This is a genomic window from Citrobacter sp. RHBSTW-00887 (assembly GCF_013728095.1).
In the GTDB taxonomy this organism is placed as follows: Bacteria; Pseudomonadota; Gammaproteobacteria; order Enterobacterales; family Enterobacteriaceae; genus Citrobacter; species Citrobacter braakii.
In genome coordinates, this window is the sequence record NZ_CP056267.1 from 558,299 (window position 1) to 575,193 (window position 16,895).

Sequence of the window (16,895 nt, forward strand, 5' to 3'; positions counted from 1 at the left end):
CGCCATCCGGCAACTCCTCTGCGGGGGATCTGCCACTAAAGCCTTGTCTGATTTATCAGCGGGGCTTTTTGCTTATTTATGACAGCGCCACTTTGCTCTAAGATGTTGGGCTGTTTTCACTATCTGACGAATGAAGAGCCCATGGAAAATAATGAAATTCAGAGCGTGCTGATGAATGCACTCTCCCTCCAGGAAGTCCACGTTTCTGGCGACGGCAGTCACTTTCAGGTTATTGCCGTGGGTGAGATGTTTGAAGGCATGAGCCGGGTCAAGAAACAGCAATCGGTCTATGGCCCGTTGATGGAGTACATTGCGGACAACCGCATTCATGCCGTGTCGATTAAGGCGTTTACTCCAGCGGAATGGGCGCGCGATCGCAAACTTAACGGTTTTTGAGCTACGGGTGATATGCCGGTAGCGAAGATAAATTCTTAACAGAGAACAGAATAATGGATAAATTTCGTGTTCAGGGGCCAACCAAGCTCCAGGGCGAAGTCACAATTTCAGGCGCTAAAAACGCCGCGCTGCCGATCCTGTTTGCGGCGCTGCTGGCGGAAGAACCTGTAGAGATCCAGAACGTCCCGAAACTGAAGGATGTTGACACCTCAATGAAGCTGCTGAGCCAGTTGGGGGCGAAAGTTGAGCGTAATGGTTCTGTGCACATTGATGCGCGTGACGTGAACGTCTTCTGTGCGCCGTACGATCTGGTCAAAACCATGCGTGCATCCATCTGGGCGCTTGGGCCACTGGTTGCCCGCTTTGGCCAGGGCCAGGTTTCACTGCCGGGCGGCTGCACCATCGGCGCGCGTCCGGTTGACCTGCACATTACTGGTCTGGAGCAGTTAGGCGCGACTATTAAGCTTGAAGAAGGCTATGTGAAAGCGTCCGTTGATGGCCGCCTGAAAGGCGCGCATATCGTCATGGACAAAGTGAGCGTCGGCGCGACGGTCACTATCATGTGCGCAGCAACGCTTGCCGAAGGCACTACCATCATCGAAAACGCCGCGCGTGAGCCGGAGATCGTGGATACCGCGAACTTCCTGATTGCGATGGGCGCAAAAATCACAGGCCAGGGTACCGATCGTATTACTATCGAAGGCGTTGAGCGCCTCGGCGGCGGTGTGTATCGCGTTCTGCCTGACCGCATCGAAACCGGTACTTTCCTGGTCGCAGCGGCAATTTCTCGCGGCAAAATTATCTGTCGTAATGCACAACCTGACACGCTGGATGCCGTTCTGGCGAAGCTGCGTGATGCGGGAGCGGATATCGAAGTCGGTGACGACTGGATCAGCCTGGACATGCACGGTAAACGTCCGAAAGCTGTCAATGTGCGCACAGCGCCGCACCCGGCGTTCCCTACCGATATGCAGGCCCAGTTCACGTTGCTGAACCTGGTGGCAGAAGGGACGGGTTTCATCACGGAAACCGTGTTTGAGAACCGCTTTATGCACGTGCCTGAGCTGAGCCGTATGGGCGCTCACGCAGAAATCGAAAGCAATACCGTGATTTGCCACGGCGTGGAAACGCTCTCCGGCGCACAGGTTATGGCGACCGATCTGCGCGCATCTGCAAGCCTCGTGCTGGCTGGGTGTATTGCTGAAGGTACGACGGTAGTCGATCGTATTTATCACATCGATCGCGGCTATGAGCGCATCGAAGATAAACTGCGCGCGCTGGGCGCAAACATTGAGCGCGTGAAAGGCGAGTAATCGTCTACGTCTCTTGTAACCCCCAGTTCTGTGAACCGGGGGTTACTACTCATCAGTGTTCATTCAGGATTCTGTTTCTCTTTGCGTCCCCTCATCATCCGCGTTCTGTCGATAAACTCATGTGTTTTTGCATCGTGATAGCGTGACGGCCAAATCACCCACGGGTCGGTTCCCAACGATCGGGCGATAATCAACTCACCTTTTGGCCATGGGCGTGTTAACGCATTGGCCAGCGTTGATGAGCTTAATCCATTTTTACGTGATTCAGCGGCCATTGAGGTCCCTTTCTTGCGCAGTCCGGCGATGATATCGGCCGGATGCCAGTCAATCAGCTTGTTTTCCATAAACTCATCTCTCCTTTGGTTATCGACTTATGGTTCCACGATCGGTTGTGGAGATACTATAACGCCCGGAGAACGAATGTTCTAAAATGTTCATGTAAAGTGTGAGTATATTCAGAATATGCCAAATTTATGCGAAGATTGCTGGAGAGGGGGAAGTATTTATTGGAATTTATAAAAGCATCCCGTGCAGGGCACGGGATGATGAAAGATGCCGCAGGGTATTAACGGTCGCGCTGTACGGCGATATGCGCCAGACCAATCAGCGCTTCTCTCCACGGCGTATCAGGCAGTACCTGCAGCGCAGCGATGGCCTTATCAGCCTCTTCTTCTGCACGTTGGCGAGTCCACTCCAGGGAACCACAGGCGTTCATCGCTTCCAGAACAGGCTCCAGAAGGTGACGGCCATTACCCTGCTCAATAGCCTGGCGGATCATTTGTGCTTGTTCAGGGGTGCCGTGGCGCATGGCATGCAGCAGCGGCAGCGTTGGTTTGCCCTCGTTGAGGTCATCACCGACGTTTTTACCCAGTTGCTCACCATCCGCGTTGTAATCCAGCAAATCGTCAATTAACTGGAAAGCAGTACCGAGATAACGGCCATAATCCTGCAACCCTTTCTCTTGTTCTTCGCTGCAACCAGCCAGAATGCCAGAGCATTGGGCAGCCGCTTCAAACAAACGCGCGGTCTTACTGTAGATAACACGCATATAGTTTTCTTCAGTGATGTCCGGGTCGTTGACGTTCATCAACTGCAAGACTTCACCTTCGGCGATGACGTTGACCGCTTTCGACATGACTTCCAGCACTTTCAGCGAACCGAGGCTGGTCATCATCTGAAAAGCGCGGGTATAGATAAAATCGCCGACCAGCACGCTGGCCGCATTGCCAAACGCCGCATTCGCTGTGGCTTTTCCGCGGCGCATGTCGGACTCATCCACAACATCGTCGTGCAACAGGGTCGCGGTGTGAATAAACTCGATGAGGGCTGCAATCGTAACGTGCGCATTTTCCTGGTAGCCAACTGCACGCGCGGCGAGTACGGCGATCATTGGGCGAATGCGTTTTCCGCCGCCGCTAACGATGTAGTACCCCAGTTGATTGATCAGCTGCACGTCGGAATTGAGCTGTTCAAGGATTGTCGCATTGACCCCCGCCATATCTTGCGCGGTTAACTCATTGATTTTTTCTAAATTCATCGCAAAAGCCGGGCTTCTCGCCCCGATTACCTCACTGTATCGGAAGGTAACGTCGGGTTTAGGGTTATAAATATATGCTGATTGTACTGAAAAAACGCCATAGATAAACGTTACCGTACGTGTTGTGTTTTTTTTCTTCATGTATTGACGTAGCACTTGTCAAAGGCTCGCGTTTTGCGTAATATTCGCGCCCTATTGTGAATATTTATAGCGCACTCTGAATCATCAAAAAGGTGTGCGCGGAAGCGGAGTTTTTTATGTACGCGGTTTTCCAAAGTGGTGGTAAACAACACCGAGTAAGCGAAGGTCAGACCGTTCGCCTGGAAAAGCTGGACATCGCAACTGGCGAATCTGTTGAATTCGCAGAAGTTCTGATGATCGCAAACGGTGAAGAAGTCAAAATCGGCGTTCCTTTCGTTGATGGCGGCGTTATCAAAGCTGAAGTTGTTGCTCATGGTCGTGGCGAGAAAGTTAAAATCGTTAAGTTTCGTCGTCGTAAACACTACCGTAAGCAGCAGGGCCATCGTCAGTGGTTCACTGATGTAAAAATCACTGGCATCAGCGCTTAAGTTAAGGGGAGCAGATTAAATGGCACATAAAAAGGCTGGCGGCTCGACTCGTAACGGTCGCGATTCAGAAGCTAAACGTCTGGGCGTAAAACGCTTCGGCGGTGAAACAGTTCTGGCTGGTAGCATCATCGTTCGTCAACGTGGTACTAAATTCCACGCTGGCTCCAACGTTGGTTGCGGCAAAGACCACACTCTGTTTGCTAAAGCAGACGGTAAAGTGAAATTTGAAGTGAAAGGCCCGAAAAACCGTAAATTCATCAGCATCGTTGCTGAATAAGTTTTTCGCGTCCCGGTAACGGATAAAAGCCCCGCAACACGTTGCGGGGCTTTTTACATTCGACGGCCGGTAAATACGCTCGTCGCGCCGTGATAACCCGGAAACGAGCCCTTGCAGGGAATACGGCATGAAGCAGCAGGCAGGTATTGGTATTCTGTTAGCACTCACAACGGCAGTATGTTGGGGCGCTTTGCCAATAGCGATGAAGCAAGTGCTGGAGGTGATGGAGCCTCCTACCGTGGTGTTCTACCGTTTTTTAATGGCAAGCATTGGCCTTGGCGCTATTCTTGCGGTTAAAAAAAAGCTCCCTCCGTTGCGTATTTTTCGCAAAGCGCGTTGGCTGATCCTGTTGGCTATCGCTACCGGTGGGTTGTTCGGTAACTTCATTCTGTTTAGTTCATCCTTGCAATATTTGAGCCCAACGGCTTCGCAGGTTATCGGTCAGCTGTCACCGGTTGGTATGATGATTGCCAGCGTCTTTATCCTAAAAGAAAAGATGCGCGGTACGCAGGTGATTGGCGCCATTATGCTTCTGAGCGGTCTGGTTCTGTTTTTTAATACCAGTCTGATCGAAATTTTTACCCGTCTCACCGATTACACCTGGGGCGTTATCTTTGGTGTTGGTGCGGCGATGGTCTGGGTGAGCTATGGGGTCGCGCAAAAGGTGTTATTGCGCCGTCTGGCATCACCGCAGATCCTGTTTTTACTGTACACTTTATGTACTATTGCGTTGTTGCCGTTGGCTAAACCCGGTGTCATCACGCAGCTCAGTGACTGGCAGCTGGCATGCCTTGTATTCTGCGGCCTGAATACGCTGGTAGGATACGGTGCTCTCGCGGAAGCGATGGCGCGTTGGCAGGCGGCACAGGTGAGCGCCATTATTACGCTCACTCCGCTGTTTACGTTGTTATTTTCAGATTTATTATCACTGGCCTGGCCCGATTTCTTCGCCAGACCGATGCTAAACCTATTAGGTTATCTCGGTGCGTTTATCGTGGTTGCGGGCGCGATGTATTCCGCCATTGGTCATCGAATTTGGGGCGGTTTACGTAAGCATGAAACGGTGGTTTCGCAGCCCCGCTCAGGCGAATGATTTACGGAGAGTAAAATGAAGTTTGTTGATGAAGCATCGATTCTGGTCGTTGCAGGTGATGGCGGTAATGGTTGCGTCAGCTTCCGCCGCGAAAAGTACATCCCAAAAGGCGGTCCGGACGGTGGAGACGGTGGTGACGGTGGTGACGTTTGGCTGGAAGCCGACGAAAACCTGAACACGCTGATCGATTACCGTTTTGAAAAATCATTCCGCGCGGAACGTGGACAGAATGGCGCGAGCCGTGATTGCACCGGCAAGCGTGGTAAAGATGTCACGATTAAAGTGCCTGTAGGTACGCGTGTAATCGATCAGGGCACGGGCGAAACCATGGGCGACATGACCAAACACGGTCAGCGTCTGATGGTCGCTAAAGGCGGCTGGCACGGTTTGGGCAACACCCGTTTCAAATCCTCGGTCAACCGTACTCCGCGTCAGAAAACGATGGGTACACCGGGCGATAAACGCGATCTGATGCTGGAGCTGATGCTGCTGGCGGACGTGGGGATGTTGGGCATGCCAAACGCCGGTAAATCGACGTTTATCCGTGCGGTGTCCGCGGCGAAGCCGAAAGTCGCTGACTATCCGTTCACCACTCTGGTTCCGAGCCTGGGTGTGGTGCGTATGGACAACGAAAAGAGCTTCGTGGTTGCCGACATTCCGGGTCTGATTGAAGGCGCGGCTGAAGGCGCAGGCTTGGGTATCCGCTTCCTGAAACACCTGGAACGCTGCCGCGTACTGCTACACCTCATTGATATCGATCCGATTGACGGTTCCGATCCGGTTGAAAATGCCCGTATCATTATTGGCGAGCTTGAGAAATACAGCCAGGATCTGGCGTCTAAACCGCGTTGGTTAGTGTTCAACAAAATTGATTTGCTGGACAAGGCTGAAGCGGAAGAGAAAGCGAAAGCGATCGCCGAAGCGTTAGGCTGGGAAGGTAAATATTACCTGATCTCCGCCGCCAGCCAGTTGGGCGTGAAGGATCTCTGCTGGGATGTGATGACCTTTATCATCGAGAACCCGATTGTTCAGGCTGAAGAAGCGAAACAACCAGAGAAAGTCGAGTTCATGTGGGATGATTATCACCGCCAGCAGCTCGCTGAAGTCGAAGACGAAGCAGAAGATGATTGGGATGACGATTGGGACGAAGACGACGAAGAAGGCGTTGAGTTCATCTACAAGCGTTAATCACATTAAAAACCCCGGCCATGTTGCCGGGGTTTTGTTTCCAGGTTTCAGAAGGCCGGATTAGGTGCGTTAGCGCTGCCATCTGGCAAACATACTCAGTTATTCTGATAAATATCCTTGTATAACCGGCTCTCGAAGCGGACCAGTGGAATACGGCGATTACGCTGATCAGCTGGCTCTACCGCATAACCAGACAGATACTGCACAAATGCCATGCGCTGACCGCTTGCCGTGGTGATGAAGCCTGCCAGGTTATAGACCCCCTGCAGTGAGCCTGTCTTCGCCGATACTTTGCCATCTACGCCAGCCTGATGCAGACCCGCACGGTATTGCAAAGAGCCGTCATGGCCTGCCAGCGGCAGCATGGTGATAAAGTTCAGCTCGTTATCGTGCTGAGCGATATATTGCAGCACCTGCATCATGGTCGCCGGGGCAATCAGGTTATGGCGGGAGAGCCCAGAACCGTCGGCAATAATGGTGTTGCCGATATCAATACCCGCTTGCTGACGCAGAATCTGGCGTACGGCATCAGAACCTGCTCGCCAGGTACCTGGCACGTTAAATCGTGCATGGCCAATCATACGGAAAACGGTATCGGCAATCATGTTGTCCGATTTTTTCAGCATAATCTTAAGCAGGTCGTGCAGCGGCGCCGACTGCTTACTGGCTACCACGGTCCCCGGCTCGTTGACCAGCGTCTGGCGCAACAGAGTCCCGCTGTAAGTGATACCAGCTTGTTTTAGCTCATCTTTGATAATCGCCCCGGCATAGCTGGCGCCGTCCTGAATAGCGAATGCCAGCGGCAGCGGATCGGCTCGTTGGGGCAGGCATCCGGTCAACGTAAAGCGGTTGAGATCGCCTGGAACCACGTCCAGTTCACAATATTGCGCTTCGGCAGAGCCACGAGCGAGAGTACGCACGTGACTGAACATGGTGACCGGGTAGTAAGATGCCACGCGGATAAAGGCGAGATCGTTAGGTTTTTGCGCGCTATAGAGTGAAACCGAGAAACAGTTACGATCGACAATAGCCGCCGCGGGCGGTGCGCTAAAACACTGCGTCATGTCGTTCCAGGGCCAGCCAGGCGCTTTATCATGGCTGGCGAAAATGGAGGTGTCGATCATGATATTTCCGGCAATTTGCGTCACGCCTGATTTTTTCAGGGTTGCCACCATATTGCGAATATCCTGACGTTTTAGCGTCGGATCGGCACCAAATCGCGCCACTAAGTCACCTTTCAAAACGCCGCCTTCCACGTTGCCTTTAGTCTCAAGCGTGGTGGTAAAACGAAAGTCAGGCCCGAGCTGAATCAATGCCGCCAGCGCGGTGATCACTTTCTGGGTACTGGCCGGCAGCGCCATCTGCTGGCTATGGTAATCAATAGCAGGAGCAGGTGTGCCAACCTTCTGTACCATAAGGGCGAGGTTGGCCCCGGCAGGGAGCTGATTGATATACTCGTCGACGTTCGCAGCCTGAACGCTGAACGCTATACTGGCAGTCAATCCAATGGTAAATCTGGAAAATCGCATAATCTCGCGCTAACAACCTGGAAACAGGCCGTCATACTACGGCGCAACGCCCCAAAAAGTAAACGATGACCCATAGGGAACTCCAGGGTAAAATGATCATCAAATAGAGAATTGTAGCTGACCTGGGACCCTGAGCCCCGGGTCGGTATTTTTTTGCTTCTGACTCTGGCATGGCGTATGCCAGAGTGGGCTTAGCAGCCGGGGTGAGAGCAGCCGCCCCCTACAGGAATGTTCAAGAGGTATAACAAATGCAAGCTATCCCAATGACCTTACGTGGTGCTGAAAAACTGCGCGAAGAACTGGATTTTCTGAAATCGGTGCGCCGTCCTGAAATCATTGCCGCTATCGCAGATGCGCGCGAGCATGGCGACCTGAAAGAAAATGCAGAGTATCACGCGGCGCGCGAACAGCAGGGTTTCTGCGAAGGGCGCATTAAAGATATCGAAGCTAAACTGTCCAACGCGCAGGTTATCGACGTCACAAAAATGCCGAACAATGGTCGCGTAGTTTTCGGCGCAACGGTTACCGTGCTGAATCTCGATAACGACGAAGAGCAGACCTGGCGTATTGTCGGCGATGATGAAGCCGATTTTAAACAGAACCTGATTTCGGTGAACTCGCCTATTGCTCGTGGCCTGATCGGTAAAGAGCAGGATGACGTGGTGGTTATTAAAACGCCGGGCGGTGAAGTTGAATATGAAGTAACGAAGGTAGAATACCTGTAATTCGCATCTTGGTTAAGATGTTGATACATTGTAAAGAAAGGAAAAAGGCCGCATAGCGGCCTTTTATCAACGAAGAGAGCGTGGCATTTTGCTCTCCTGCTAGCGGAAAATCCCGCGTTTTACACAAACTTCGTGTGCAACTTTGGGATATTCTTAGCGTGGCAGCGAGATTTTACGTTCTTTAGTCGGGCGATACAGTACCAGCGTTTTACCGATGACCTGTACATTGCAGGCGCCGGTTTCGCGTACGATAGCTTCCACGATCAAGGTTTTAGTATCGCGATCTTCCGAGGCGATTTTCACCTTGATAAGTTCATGGTGCTCTAACGCTTGTTCAATCTCGGCCAGTACCCCTTCGGTCAAACCATTGTTGCCAAGCATAACTACAGGCTTGAGCGGATGTGCCAGACCTTTCAGGTGCTGTTTTTGTTTAGTACTCAGATTCATCGTATATTTTTGCTTACGTTGGGATTGAAAACGGGTCATTCTACCGCCATCTCCCATATATCGCCAAATAGCTGTGTAGAAATTTACACCATTGGTTACGATGAACTGCCCTTTGGGAATGTGAAATGACAGGTAAAAAGCGTTCTGCCAGCTCAAGTCGCTGGCTTCAGGAACACTTTAGCGATAAATATGTTCAGCAGGCGCAGAAAAAGGGGTTACGTTCCCGTGCCTGGTTTAAACTTGATGAAATACAGCAAAGTGACAAAATTTTTAAACCGGGGATGACGATTGTTGATCTCGGTGCTGCACCCGGTGGCTGGTCGCAATATGCGGTTACGCAGATCGGCAACACTGGCCGCATTATCGCTTGCGATCTTTTACCTATGGATCCAATCGTTGGTGTGGACTTCCTTCAGGGCGACTTTCGTGATGAATTAGTCCTGAAAGCGTTACTTGAGCGCGTAGGTGACAGTAAAGTACAAGTTGTCATGTCTGATATGGCGCCAAATATGTGTGGAACACCGGCGGTGGATATTCCCCGGGCCATGTATCTGGTAGAGCTGGCGCTTGGAATGGCTCGTGATGTATTAGCGCCAGGTGGTAGTTTTGTAGTGAAGGTGTTCCAGGGCGAAGGCTTCGATGAGTATCTAAGAGAGATTCGCTCCCTGTTTACGAAGGTCAAAGTTCGTAAGCCGGACTCTTCTCGCGCCCGTTCGCGTGAAGTGTATATTGTAGCGACCGGGCGTAAACCATAACCGGTAGATTTCAAACGAAAGTTTGAAAGAAACTGGATATAGAGTATCCTGACGCTGTTTTTAACACAGTTGTAATATGAGGTTAATCCCTTGAGTGACATGGCGAAAAACCTAATTCTCTGGCTGGTCATTGCCGTTGTGCTGATGTCAGTATTCCAGAGCTTTGGGCCCAGCGAGTCTAATGGCCGTAAGGTTGATTACTCTACCTTCCTGCAAGAGGTCAATCAGGACCAGGTTCGTGAAGCGAAGATCAACGGACGTGAGATTAACGTTACCAAGAAAGATAGTAACCGTTACACGACCTACATTCCGGTTAACGATCCGAAGCTGCTTGATAACCTGCTGACCAAAAACGTCAAGGTTGTTGGTGAACCGCCTGAAGAGCCGAGCCTGCTGGCTTCTATCTTCATTTCCTGGTTCCCAATGCTGCTGCTGATTGGTGTCTGGATCTTCTTCATGCGTCAAATGCAGGGCGGTGGTGGCAAAGGTGCCATGTCGTTCGGTAAGAGCAAAGCGCGCATGCTGACGGAAGATCAGATCAAAACGACTTTTGCAGACGTTGCTGGTTGCGACGAAGCAAAAGAAGAAGTTGCTGAGCTGGTTGAGTATCTGCGCGAACCGAGCCGTTTCCAGAAGCTGGGCGGTAAAATCCCGAAAGGCGTTCTGATGGTCGGTCCTCCGGGTACGGGTAAAACCCTGCTGGCGAAAGCTATCGCAGGTGAAGCGAAGGTTCCTTTCTTCACCATTTCCGGTTCTGATTTCGTGGAAATGTTCGTGGGTGTCGGTGCATCTCGTGTGCGTGACATGTTCGAACAAGCCAAGAAAGCGGCACCGTGCATCATCTTCATCGATGAAATCGACGCCGTAGGTCGCCAGCGTGGTGCAGGTCTGGGCGGTGGTCACGATGAACGTGAGCAGACACTGAACCAGATGCTGGTTGAGATGGACGGCTTCGAAGGTAACGAAGGCATTATCGTTATCGCGGCAACTAACCGTCCGGACGTTCTTGACCCTGCGCTGCTGCGTCCAGGCCGTTTCGACCGTCAGGTTGTGGTTGGTCTGCCGGATGTCCGCGGTCGTGAACAGATCCTGAAAGTGCATATGCGTCGCGTACCGCTGTCTCCGGATATCGATGCGGCAATCATTGCACGTGGTACGCCTGGCTTCTCCGGTGCTGATCTCGCGAACCTGGTCAACGAAGCGGCGCTGTTTGCAGCTCGTGGCAACAAGCGTGTTGTATCGATGGTTGAATTCGAGAAAGCGAAAGACAAAATCATGATGGGTGCGGAACGTCGCTCCATGGTGATGACGGAAGCGCAGAAAGAATCTACCGCGTATCACGAAGCAGGCCACGCGATTATCGGTCGCCTGGTACCGGAACACGATCCGGTGCACAAAGTGACGATTATCCCGCGCGGTCGTGCGCTGGGTGTGACTTTCTTCCTGCCTGAAGGCGACGCAATCAGCGCCAGCCGCCAGAAACTGGAAAGTCAGATCTCCACGCTGTACGGCGGTCGTCTGGCCGAAGAGATCATCTACGGTGTTGAACATGTTTCTACCGGTGCGTCGAACGATATTAAAGTCGCGACTAACCTGGCGCGTAACATGGTTACTCAGTGGGGCTTCTCCGAGAAACTCGGTCCGTTGCTGTACGCTGAAGAAGAAGGCGAAGTGTTCCTGGGACGTTCTGTGGCGAAAGCTAAACATATGTCCGATGAAACGGCTCGTATTATCGATCAGGAAGTTAAACTGCTGATTGAGCGTAACTATGACCGTGCGCGTCGTCTGCTGAACGAAAATATGGACATTCTGCACTCGATGAAAGATGCGCTCATGAAATATGAGACCATCGATGCGCCGCAGATTGATGATCTGATGGCTCGCCGCGAGGTACGTCCGCCAGCGGGTTGGGAAGAACCGGGTTCTTCTAACAACAACTCTGGCAGCACCGGCAAGCCAAGTGCGCCGCGTCCGGTTGATGAACCGCGTGCGCCGGACTCTGGCACCATGTCAGAGCAACTGGGCGACAAATAAGTTATCGTTGATGATGACCGTGTTTTAATTTAAAACCCTGGGGCTTGCCCCGGGGTTTTTCTTATTTGTATATTCAAGATGTTATCAGGGATAAAACTATGAAACTCTTTGCTCAGGGGTCTTCACTGGATCTCAGCCATCCACACGTCATGGGGATTTTGAACGTCACGCCAGATTCCTTTTCCGATGGTGGTGCGCACAACTCTCTGGTTGAGGCGGTAAAACACGCAAACCTGATGATTAACGCTGGGGCGACTATCATTGATGTGGGTGGTGAATCCACGCGTCCAGGCGCGGCCGATGTGAGCGTGGAAGAAGAGTTGCAGCGAGTGATCCCGGTGGTGGAGGCGATTGCTCAACGTTTTGAAGTGTGGATTTCGGTCGATACTTCAAAAGCAGAAGTGATTCGCGAGTGCGCCAGAGTCGGCGCACATATCATCAATGACATTCGCTCACTCTCGGAGCCTGGGGCGCTGGAAGCCGCAGCAGAAACCGGATTACCGGTTTGTCTGATGCATATGCAGGGTCAGCCGAAAACCATGCAGGAAGCACCAAAGTACGAGGATGTTTTTGCTGATGTAAATCGTTACTTTGTTGAACAAATAGCACGCTGCGAGCGGGCTGGAATCACAAAAGATAAATTGTTGCTCGACCCCGGGTTCGGATTCGGTAAAAATCTCACTCACAACTACACATTACTGGCACGTTTGGCTGAGTTTCATCATTTTAATCTGCCATTGCTGGTTGGGATGTCACGAAAATCAATGGTTGGCCAGTTGCTGAATGTGGGGCCATCCGAACGCCTGAGCGGTAGCCTTGCGTGTGCGGTCATTGCCGCAATGCAAGGGGCGCATATCATTCGTGTCCATGACGTCAAAGAAACCGTAGAAGCGATGCGTGTGGTGGAAGCCACATTGTCTGCAAAGGAAAATAAACGCTATGAGTAATCGTAAATATTTTGGCACCGATGGGATCCGTGGTCGCGTAGGCGACGCCCCAATTACCCCTGACTTTGTGCTCAAACTGGGTTGGGCTGCAGGAAAAGTGCTGGCACGTCATGGTTCACGTAAAATTATTATCGGCAAAGATACGCGTATTTCTGGCTATATGCTGGAGTCCGCACTGGAAGCGGGTCTGGCTGCCGCCGGACTGTCGGCTTCTTTCACAGGCCCAATGCCAACACCTGCCGTTGCATATCTGACGCGCGCCTTCCGTGCTGAAGCCGGGATTGTTATCTCCGCTTCGCACAACCCGTACTATGACAACGGGATTAAATTCTTCTCCATCGATGGGACCAAACTGCCGGATGCGGTTGAAGAAGCTATCGAAGCCGAAATGGAAAAAGCGATCACCTGCGTGGACTCGGCTGAACTGGGTAAAGCTACCCGCATCGTTGATGCTGCCGGTCGTTATATCGAGTTTTGCAAAGGCACCTTCCCGAATGAATTGAGTCTGAGTGAGCTTAAAATTGTGGTGGATTGCGCTAATGGTGCGACGTACCACATTGCGCCAAATGTACTGCGTGAGCTGGGCGCAAACGTGATTGCTATTGGCTGTGAGCCAAACGGTGTGAATATCAATGAAGAAGTCGGCGCTACCGACGTCCGTGCCCTGCAGGCGCGCGTGATGGCGGAAAAAGCTGATCTGGGTATTGCGCTGGATGGTGACGGTGACCGCGTCATTATGGTTGACCACGAAGGCAATAAGGTCGATGGCGATCAGATCATGTACATCATTGCCCGTGAAGCCCTGCGTCAGGGGCAACTGCGCGGTGGCGCGGTAGGCACGCTGATGAGCAATATGGGCCTCGAGCTGGCGCTGAAACAGTTGGGTATTCCGTTTGCCCGTGCGAAAGTCGGCGACCGCTACGTACTGGAAAAAATGCAGGAAAAAGGCTGGCGTATCGGTGCTGAAAACTCAGGCCATGTGATCCTGCTGGACAAAACCACCACCGGTGACGGTATCGTTGCAGGTCTGCAGGTACTGGCGGCGATGGTGCGTAACCATATGAGTTTGCACGACCTGTGCAGCGGCATGAAAATGTTCCCGCAACTGCTGGTTAACGTACGTTACACCGCAGGTAGCGGCGATCCGCTGGAACATGAAAACGTGAAAGCGGTGATGGCTGAAGTTGAAGCTGCACTGGGCAATCGCGGACGTGTTCTGCTGCGTAAGTCAGGTACTGAACCGTTAATTCGCGTGATGGTTGAAGGTGAAGATGAAGCGCAGGTGACTGAATTCGCTCACCGTATTGCCGATGCCGTCAAAGCGGTGTAATCACTAAAGACAGTGAAAACCGGAGTCTGGGACTCCGGTTTTTTTTACTGTACGGGAAGCGATTGTTTATGTCGGCGCTGCCAGAAGTAACCACCGATCATTAATATTACAAGGACTGCCAGCCACGGCAGAACCGCCAGCAAATGCCCTGACCGGGCAAAGGTCAGCGCAATCATCAGTAACCAACCGCCCAGCATCGGAATCGCGGTGCGCTTAACAATATCCACAGGTGAGACGCCTGCAATTCCCGCGATAGCAATGATGACGCCGGCAATGGGGGATAACGTACGACCAATACCCGCCGATATCTGGATAGGCAACATCATGACTGCGATGTCGCTACCGATATGACGGCTGATGTCCGGTACCATTGGGGCGAAGGAGAAAAACGCCGCATTTCCGGAGCCCATTAGCGCTGAAATTGCAAAGGTGATAAGGGTCATCAGCAGGATAATAGAGGCGGCGCTGAGGCCAAATTCACCGGAAAGCGACAGCAGCGCATCGACGGCGCCAATAGCTTTCAGTCCGGCTGAAAAGACTTCACCGGCGATAATCAGCGTGACGACGGTGGCAAAAACGCTGCCCATGCTGTCAAAGACTTTTTGTACGCCTGCCATCACCTCGCGCGCCTTACGATGACGGCAATACTCACAAACCAGGGTAATGGCGAGGCTTATCAGTACGGCGGTATCCAGCGTAATTTTGAGCGAACTGAATACTAAATCACTGCACACCAGCATCAACACCAGAGGTAGCATGGGCAGAAAAAGCCAAGCGATCGGTGCTTCAGTTTCATCGGTCGACGTTAATGTCTGCATCTGCTGAGCCACACCGTCACTGCTTTCCCGATGGTCGAAAAAGCGTTGCACAACAATATGTAATAGGGCGATGAACAGAATAACGGGGACGACGATCGGCAACTGATCCTGCACGAAATAGTTCACCACCTCGATGCCTGCGGTTTTGGCGGCGAGAACCGAGTTGCCGGAACCTGGACCAAATTCAACCGCACAGGTACTGGCGATAACGGCGGCAACGGCAGCGCGGCTACAGCCAAGACGGGTCAGCAGCGGGTAGAGCGTCGCCATCAACAGCAGACCCAGCCCGGTGGCGCTGCTGATAAACAGCGACAGGAATTGACCCAGCAACAGCGCCAGCCCCAACAGCAGGTACGGTGAGTTCAGGCGTTGCAAAGGGCGAGATGTCACCCGAACCAGCACCTGGCTTGCGCCAATGGCCGACATATATGTAGCGAAACCACCAATCAGCATAATTTGCAGCCCAAGGCCGCCGAGGCGCACGCTCAGGGTATCGCGAATAAACTCGAAGGCATCAAAGGGGCCGAATCCGGTGCTTTTTTTCACCAGGCTACTGAGCGTGGTCATCCCGCTAAAATGCGCGATAAGCAGCAGCACAATCCCGGTCAACAGCAACACTGACTGGGGGTGATATTTTTTGAGGATCAGACGTCCGGCAAAAATGATGGCAATTAGCGCCAGTAATAATGACATTCTTGCCCCCTTACTCGAAGTTGCCAGTAACCAGGCACTCGCCATCCCGCAGCAACGGCTTACCCGCAGCGAACAGATGGGCCAGCGAGAGGTCATCATTGAGTACACAGATATCGGCACGTTCCCCGGCGCAGAGCACGCCGCCGGAAATACCCAGCGAGCGCGCAACGTTTGCCGTCAACATCGCGATCGCTTGTGGCACCGGGATCCCCACATCAATCAAGCGAGGAAGAAGATTAAGGTTACCTGCGACCGGTGCCGCGCTTAAGCCTTCCACAATACCCTGGGCGTTAAAGCGCGGAACGCTGCCATTACCATCAGAGCTGATCGTGATGCGATCGGCTGGAACCTGGGCTTCCAGAGCGTGGAGGATTGCCTGTTCCTGAGGCATAAAGCGACTACCGCCAGACGTAACGTCGATATGGCCGCCACGATGAGCGAACGCAATCGCCTGTTCGAACAAGGGCGCTGTTCTCGCAACATGGGTCGGTGAAATGTGGTGAATCGGAATGCCTGCATCACACAGCTCAATAAGCTGTGACATCCCTTCCGGCAGATTCCCAAGATGTACATGCAGTAACCCTTTTTTGCCTGCCAGCAGGGAAGCCACGCGGATATCGCTTACTATTCTCAGCAATTCCTGGAAAGAGGGGTAAGAACCACGGTGATCGGCGAGGGCGATTTTGACGCCAAGTATCGCTGGAATAAAGGTCATGTCATCGCGGATGGATCGCGTAATGGTTGGGCTGGGTACCGCGTAGGCTCCCGTATGCATAAATGCGCGTAATCCCTCAAGGTTGAGAGACTGCATTTTGGCGTAGAGGTCTTTGGGCGAACGAGAAATGGCATCGGTACCTAACACGCCGACAACCGTGGTAATACCTGCCTGAATCAGATCGCGTAGCTTGACGGCTGGCGTTCGGCTGGCAAATCCAGCCTCGCCACCGCCACCGGTAAGATGGACATGTTGATCGATTATGCCTGGGATAACCCATTTGCCATGACAATCGATGACCTCGTCGACGCCATCAAACAGGGAAATATCTTTTTCTACCGCCACAATTCGGTCGGCATGAATGAGCAGGGAGCAGAGGCCTAAATCCTCGGGAGAAAAAACACGGGCATTGGTCAATAAAGTAAACATATCGGTCCTGTCAAACGTCGTGGGTGAGAGTCGGCAGGTGAAAAGGAATATTGTTGTTATGATGCCCACCATAAAGCCATTACTATAACTATGACTATTA

At 52.3% G+C, this 16,895-nt stretch carries 17 protein-coding genes; 11 read left to right on the forward strand and 6 right to left on the reverse strand.

Features of this window, described 5'->3' with window-relative positions; genetic code table 11:
* Window positions 1-141: 141 nt before the first annotated feature.
* Window positions 142-396, forward strand: a complete 255-nt coding sequence (ibaG, locus tag HV314_RS02685) for a BolA family iron metabolism protein IbaG (RefSeq protein ID WP_003025040.1) — start codon at window positions 142-144, stop codon at window positions 394-396.
* A 53-nt stretch (window positions 397-449) separates the two neighbouring features.
* Window positions 450-1,709 carry a UDP-N-acetylglucosamine 1-carboxyvinyltransferase gene (gene murA / locus HV314_RS02690; protein WP_181547261.1) on the forward strand — a complete coding sequence of 420 codons (1,260 nt, stop codon included), beginning with the start codon at window positions 450-452 and terminating at the stop codon, window positions 1,707-1,709.
* A gap of 59 nt (window positions 1,710-1,768) precedes the next feature.
* Here the strand turns inward: murA and sfsB are convergent, their stop codons facing one another.
* Entirely contained in the window at window positions 1,769-2,053 is a 285-nt protein-coding gene (gene sfsB, locus HV314_RS02695) for a DNA-binding transcriptional regulator SfsB (RefSeq protein WP_016154679.1), read from the reverse strand.
* A gap of 221 nt (window positions 2,054-2,274) precedes the next feature.
* Window positions 2,275-3,246, reverse strand: coding sequence for an octaprenyl diphosphate synthase (gene ispB, locus HV314_RS02700; RefSeq protein ID WP_019077785.1), 972 nt, complete (start codon window positions 3,244-3,246; stop codon window positions 2,275-2,277).
* A gap of 257 nt (window positions 3,247-3,503) precedes the next feature.
* Here ispB and rplU point away from each other — a divergent pair, with 257 nt between their 5' ends.
* From rplU to cgtA, 4 genes are all read left to right on the forward strand, one after another.
* On the forward strand, window positions 3,504-3,815 hold the full coding sequence (gene rplU, locus HV314_RS02705) for a 50S ribosomal protein L21 (RefSeq protein WP_003025032.1): 312 nt from the start codon (window positions 3,504-3,506) through the stop codon (window positions 3,813-3,815).
* 19 nt (window positions 3,816-3,834) lie between these two features.
* Window positions 3,835-4,092, forward strand: a complete 258-nt coding sequence (gene rpmA / locus HV314_RS02710; protein ID WP_003025030.1) for a 50S ribosomal protein L27 — start codon at window positions 3,835-3,837, stop codon at window positions 4,090-4,092.
* A gap of 127 nt (window positions 4,093-4,219) precedes the next feature.
* Window positions 4,220-5,185 (forward strand): DMT family transporter, encoded by a 966-nt coding sequence (locus tag HV314_RS02715; protein WP_016154677.1) that lies wholly within the window; start codon window positions 4,220-4,222, stop codon window positions 5,183-5,185.
* Window positions 5,186-5,200: 15 nt separating this feature from the next.
* Entirely contained in the window at window positions 5,201-6,373 is a 1,173-nt protein-coding gene (gene cgtA / locus HV314_RS02720; protein ID WP_016154676.1) for an Obg family GTPase CgtA, read from the forward strand.
* 95 nt (window positions 6,374-6,468) lie between these two features.
* Here cgtA and dacB read toward each other — a convergent pair whose 3' ends face one another.
* A complete protein-coding gene (dacB, locus tag HV314_RS02725) occupies window positions 6,469-7,902 on the reverse strand; it encodes a serine-type D-Ala-D-Ala carboxypeptidase (RefSeq protein ID WP_181547263.1) in 1,434 nt (477 codons plus the stop codon).
* Between the two features lie 248 nt (window positions 7,903-8,150).
* Here dacB and greA point away from each other — a divergent pair, with 248 nt between their 5' ends.
* A complete protein-coding gene (greA, locus tag HV314_RS02730; RefSeq protein ID WP_016154674.1) occupies window positions 8,151-8,627 on the forward strand; it encodes a transcription elongation factor GreA in 477 nt (158 codons plus the stop codon).
* A 153-nt stretch (window positions 8,628-8,780) separates the two neighbouring features.
* Here greA and yhbY read toward each other — a convergent pair whose 3' ends face one another.
* The gene (gene yhbY, locus HV314_RS02735) at window positions 8,781-9,074 is read right to left on the reverse strand and encodes a ribosome assembly RNA-binding protein YhbY (RefSeq protein WP_003025016.1); all 294 of its coding nucleotides are present in this window, start codon (window positions 9,072-9,074) and stop codon (window positions 8,781-8,783) included.
* A 125-nt stretch (window positions 9,075-9,199) separates the two neighbouring features.
* On the opposite strand from yhbY, the gene rlmE reads away from it, so the two are divergent.
* From rlmE to glmM, 4 genes are all read left to right on the forward strand, one after another.
* Window positions 9,200-9,829, forward strand: a complete 630-nt coding sequence (gene rlmE, locus HV314_RS02740) for a 23S rRNA (uridine(2552)-2'-O)-methyltransferase RlmE (RefSeq protein WP_003025015.1) — start codon at window positions 9,200-9,202, stop codon at window positions 9,827-9,829.
* 99 nt (window positions 9,830-9,928) lie between these two features.
* Entirely contained in the window at window positions 9,929-11,863 is a 1,935-nt protein-coding gene (ftsH, locus tag HV314_RS02745; RefSeq protein ID WP_019077783.1) for an ATP-dependent zinc metalloprotease FtsH, read from the forward strand.
* Window positions 11,864-11,961: 98 nt separating this feature from the next.
* Window positions 11,962-12,810, forward strand: coding sequence for a dihydropteroate synthase (gene folP, locus HV314_RS02750; protein ID WP_016154672.1), 849 nt, complete (start codon window positions 11,962-11,964; stop codon window positions 12,808-12,810).
* Window positions 12,803-14,140 (forward strand): phosphoglucosamine mutase, encoded by a 1,338-nt coding sequence (gene glmM / locus HV314_RS02755; RefSeq protein WP_016157569.1) that lies wholly within the window; start codon window positions 12,803-12,805, stop codon window positions 14,138-14,140. The genes folP and glmM overlap by 8 nt, the downstream gene beginning before the upstream one ends.
* Window positions 14,141-14,184: 44 nt before the next feature.
* Here glmM and dcuC read toward each other — a convergent pair whose 3' ends face one another.
* Window positions 14,185-15,651, reverse strand: coding sequence for a C4-dicarboxylate transporter DcuC (gene dcuC, locus HV314_RS02760; protein WP_181547265.1), 1,467 nt, complete (start codon window positions 15,649-15,651; stop codon window positions 14,185-14,187).
* 10 nt (window positions 15,652-15,661) lie between these two features.
* Window positions 15,662-16,795: a beta-aspartyl-peptidase gene (gene iadA / locus HV314_RS02765; RefSeq protein WP_016154669.1), complete on the reverse strand. Its 1,134-nt coding sequence runs from the start codon at window positions 16,793-16,795 to the stop codon at window positions 15,662-15,664.
* Between the last annotated feature and the right edge of the window lie 100 nt (window positions 16,796-16,895).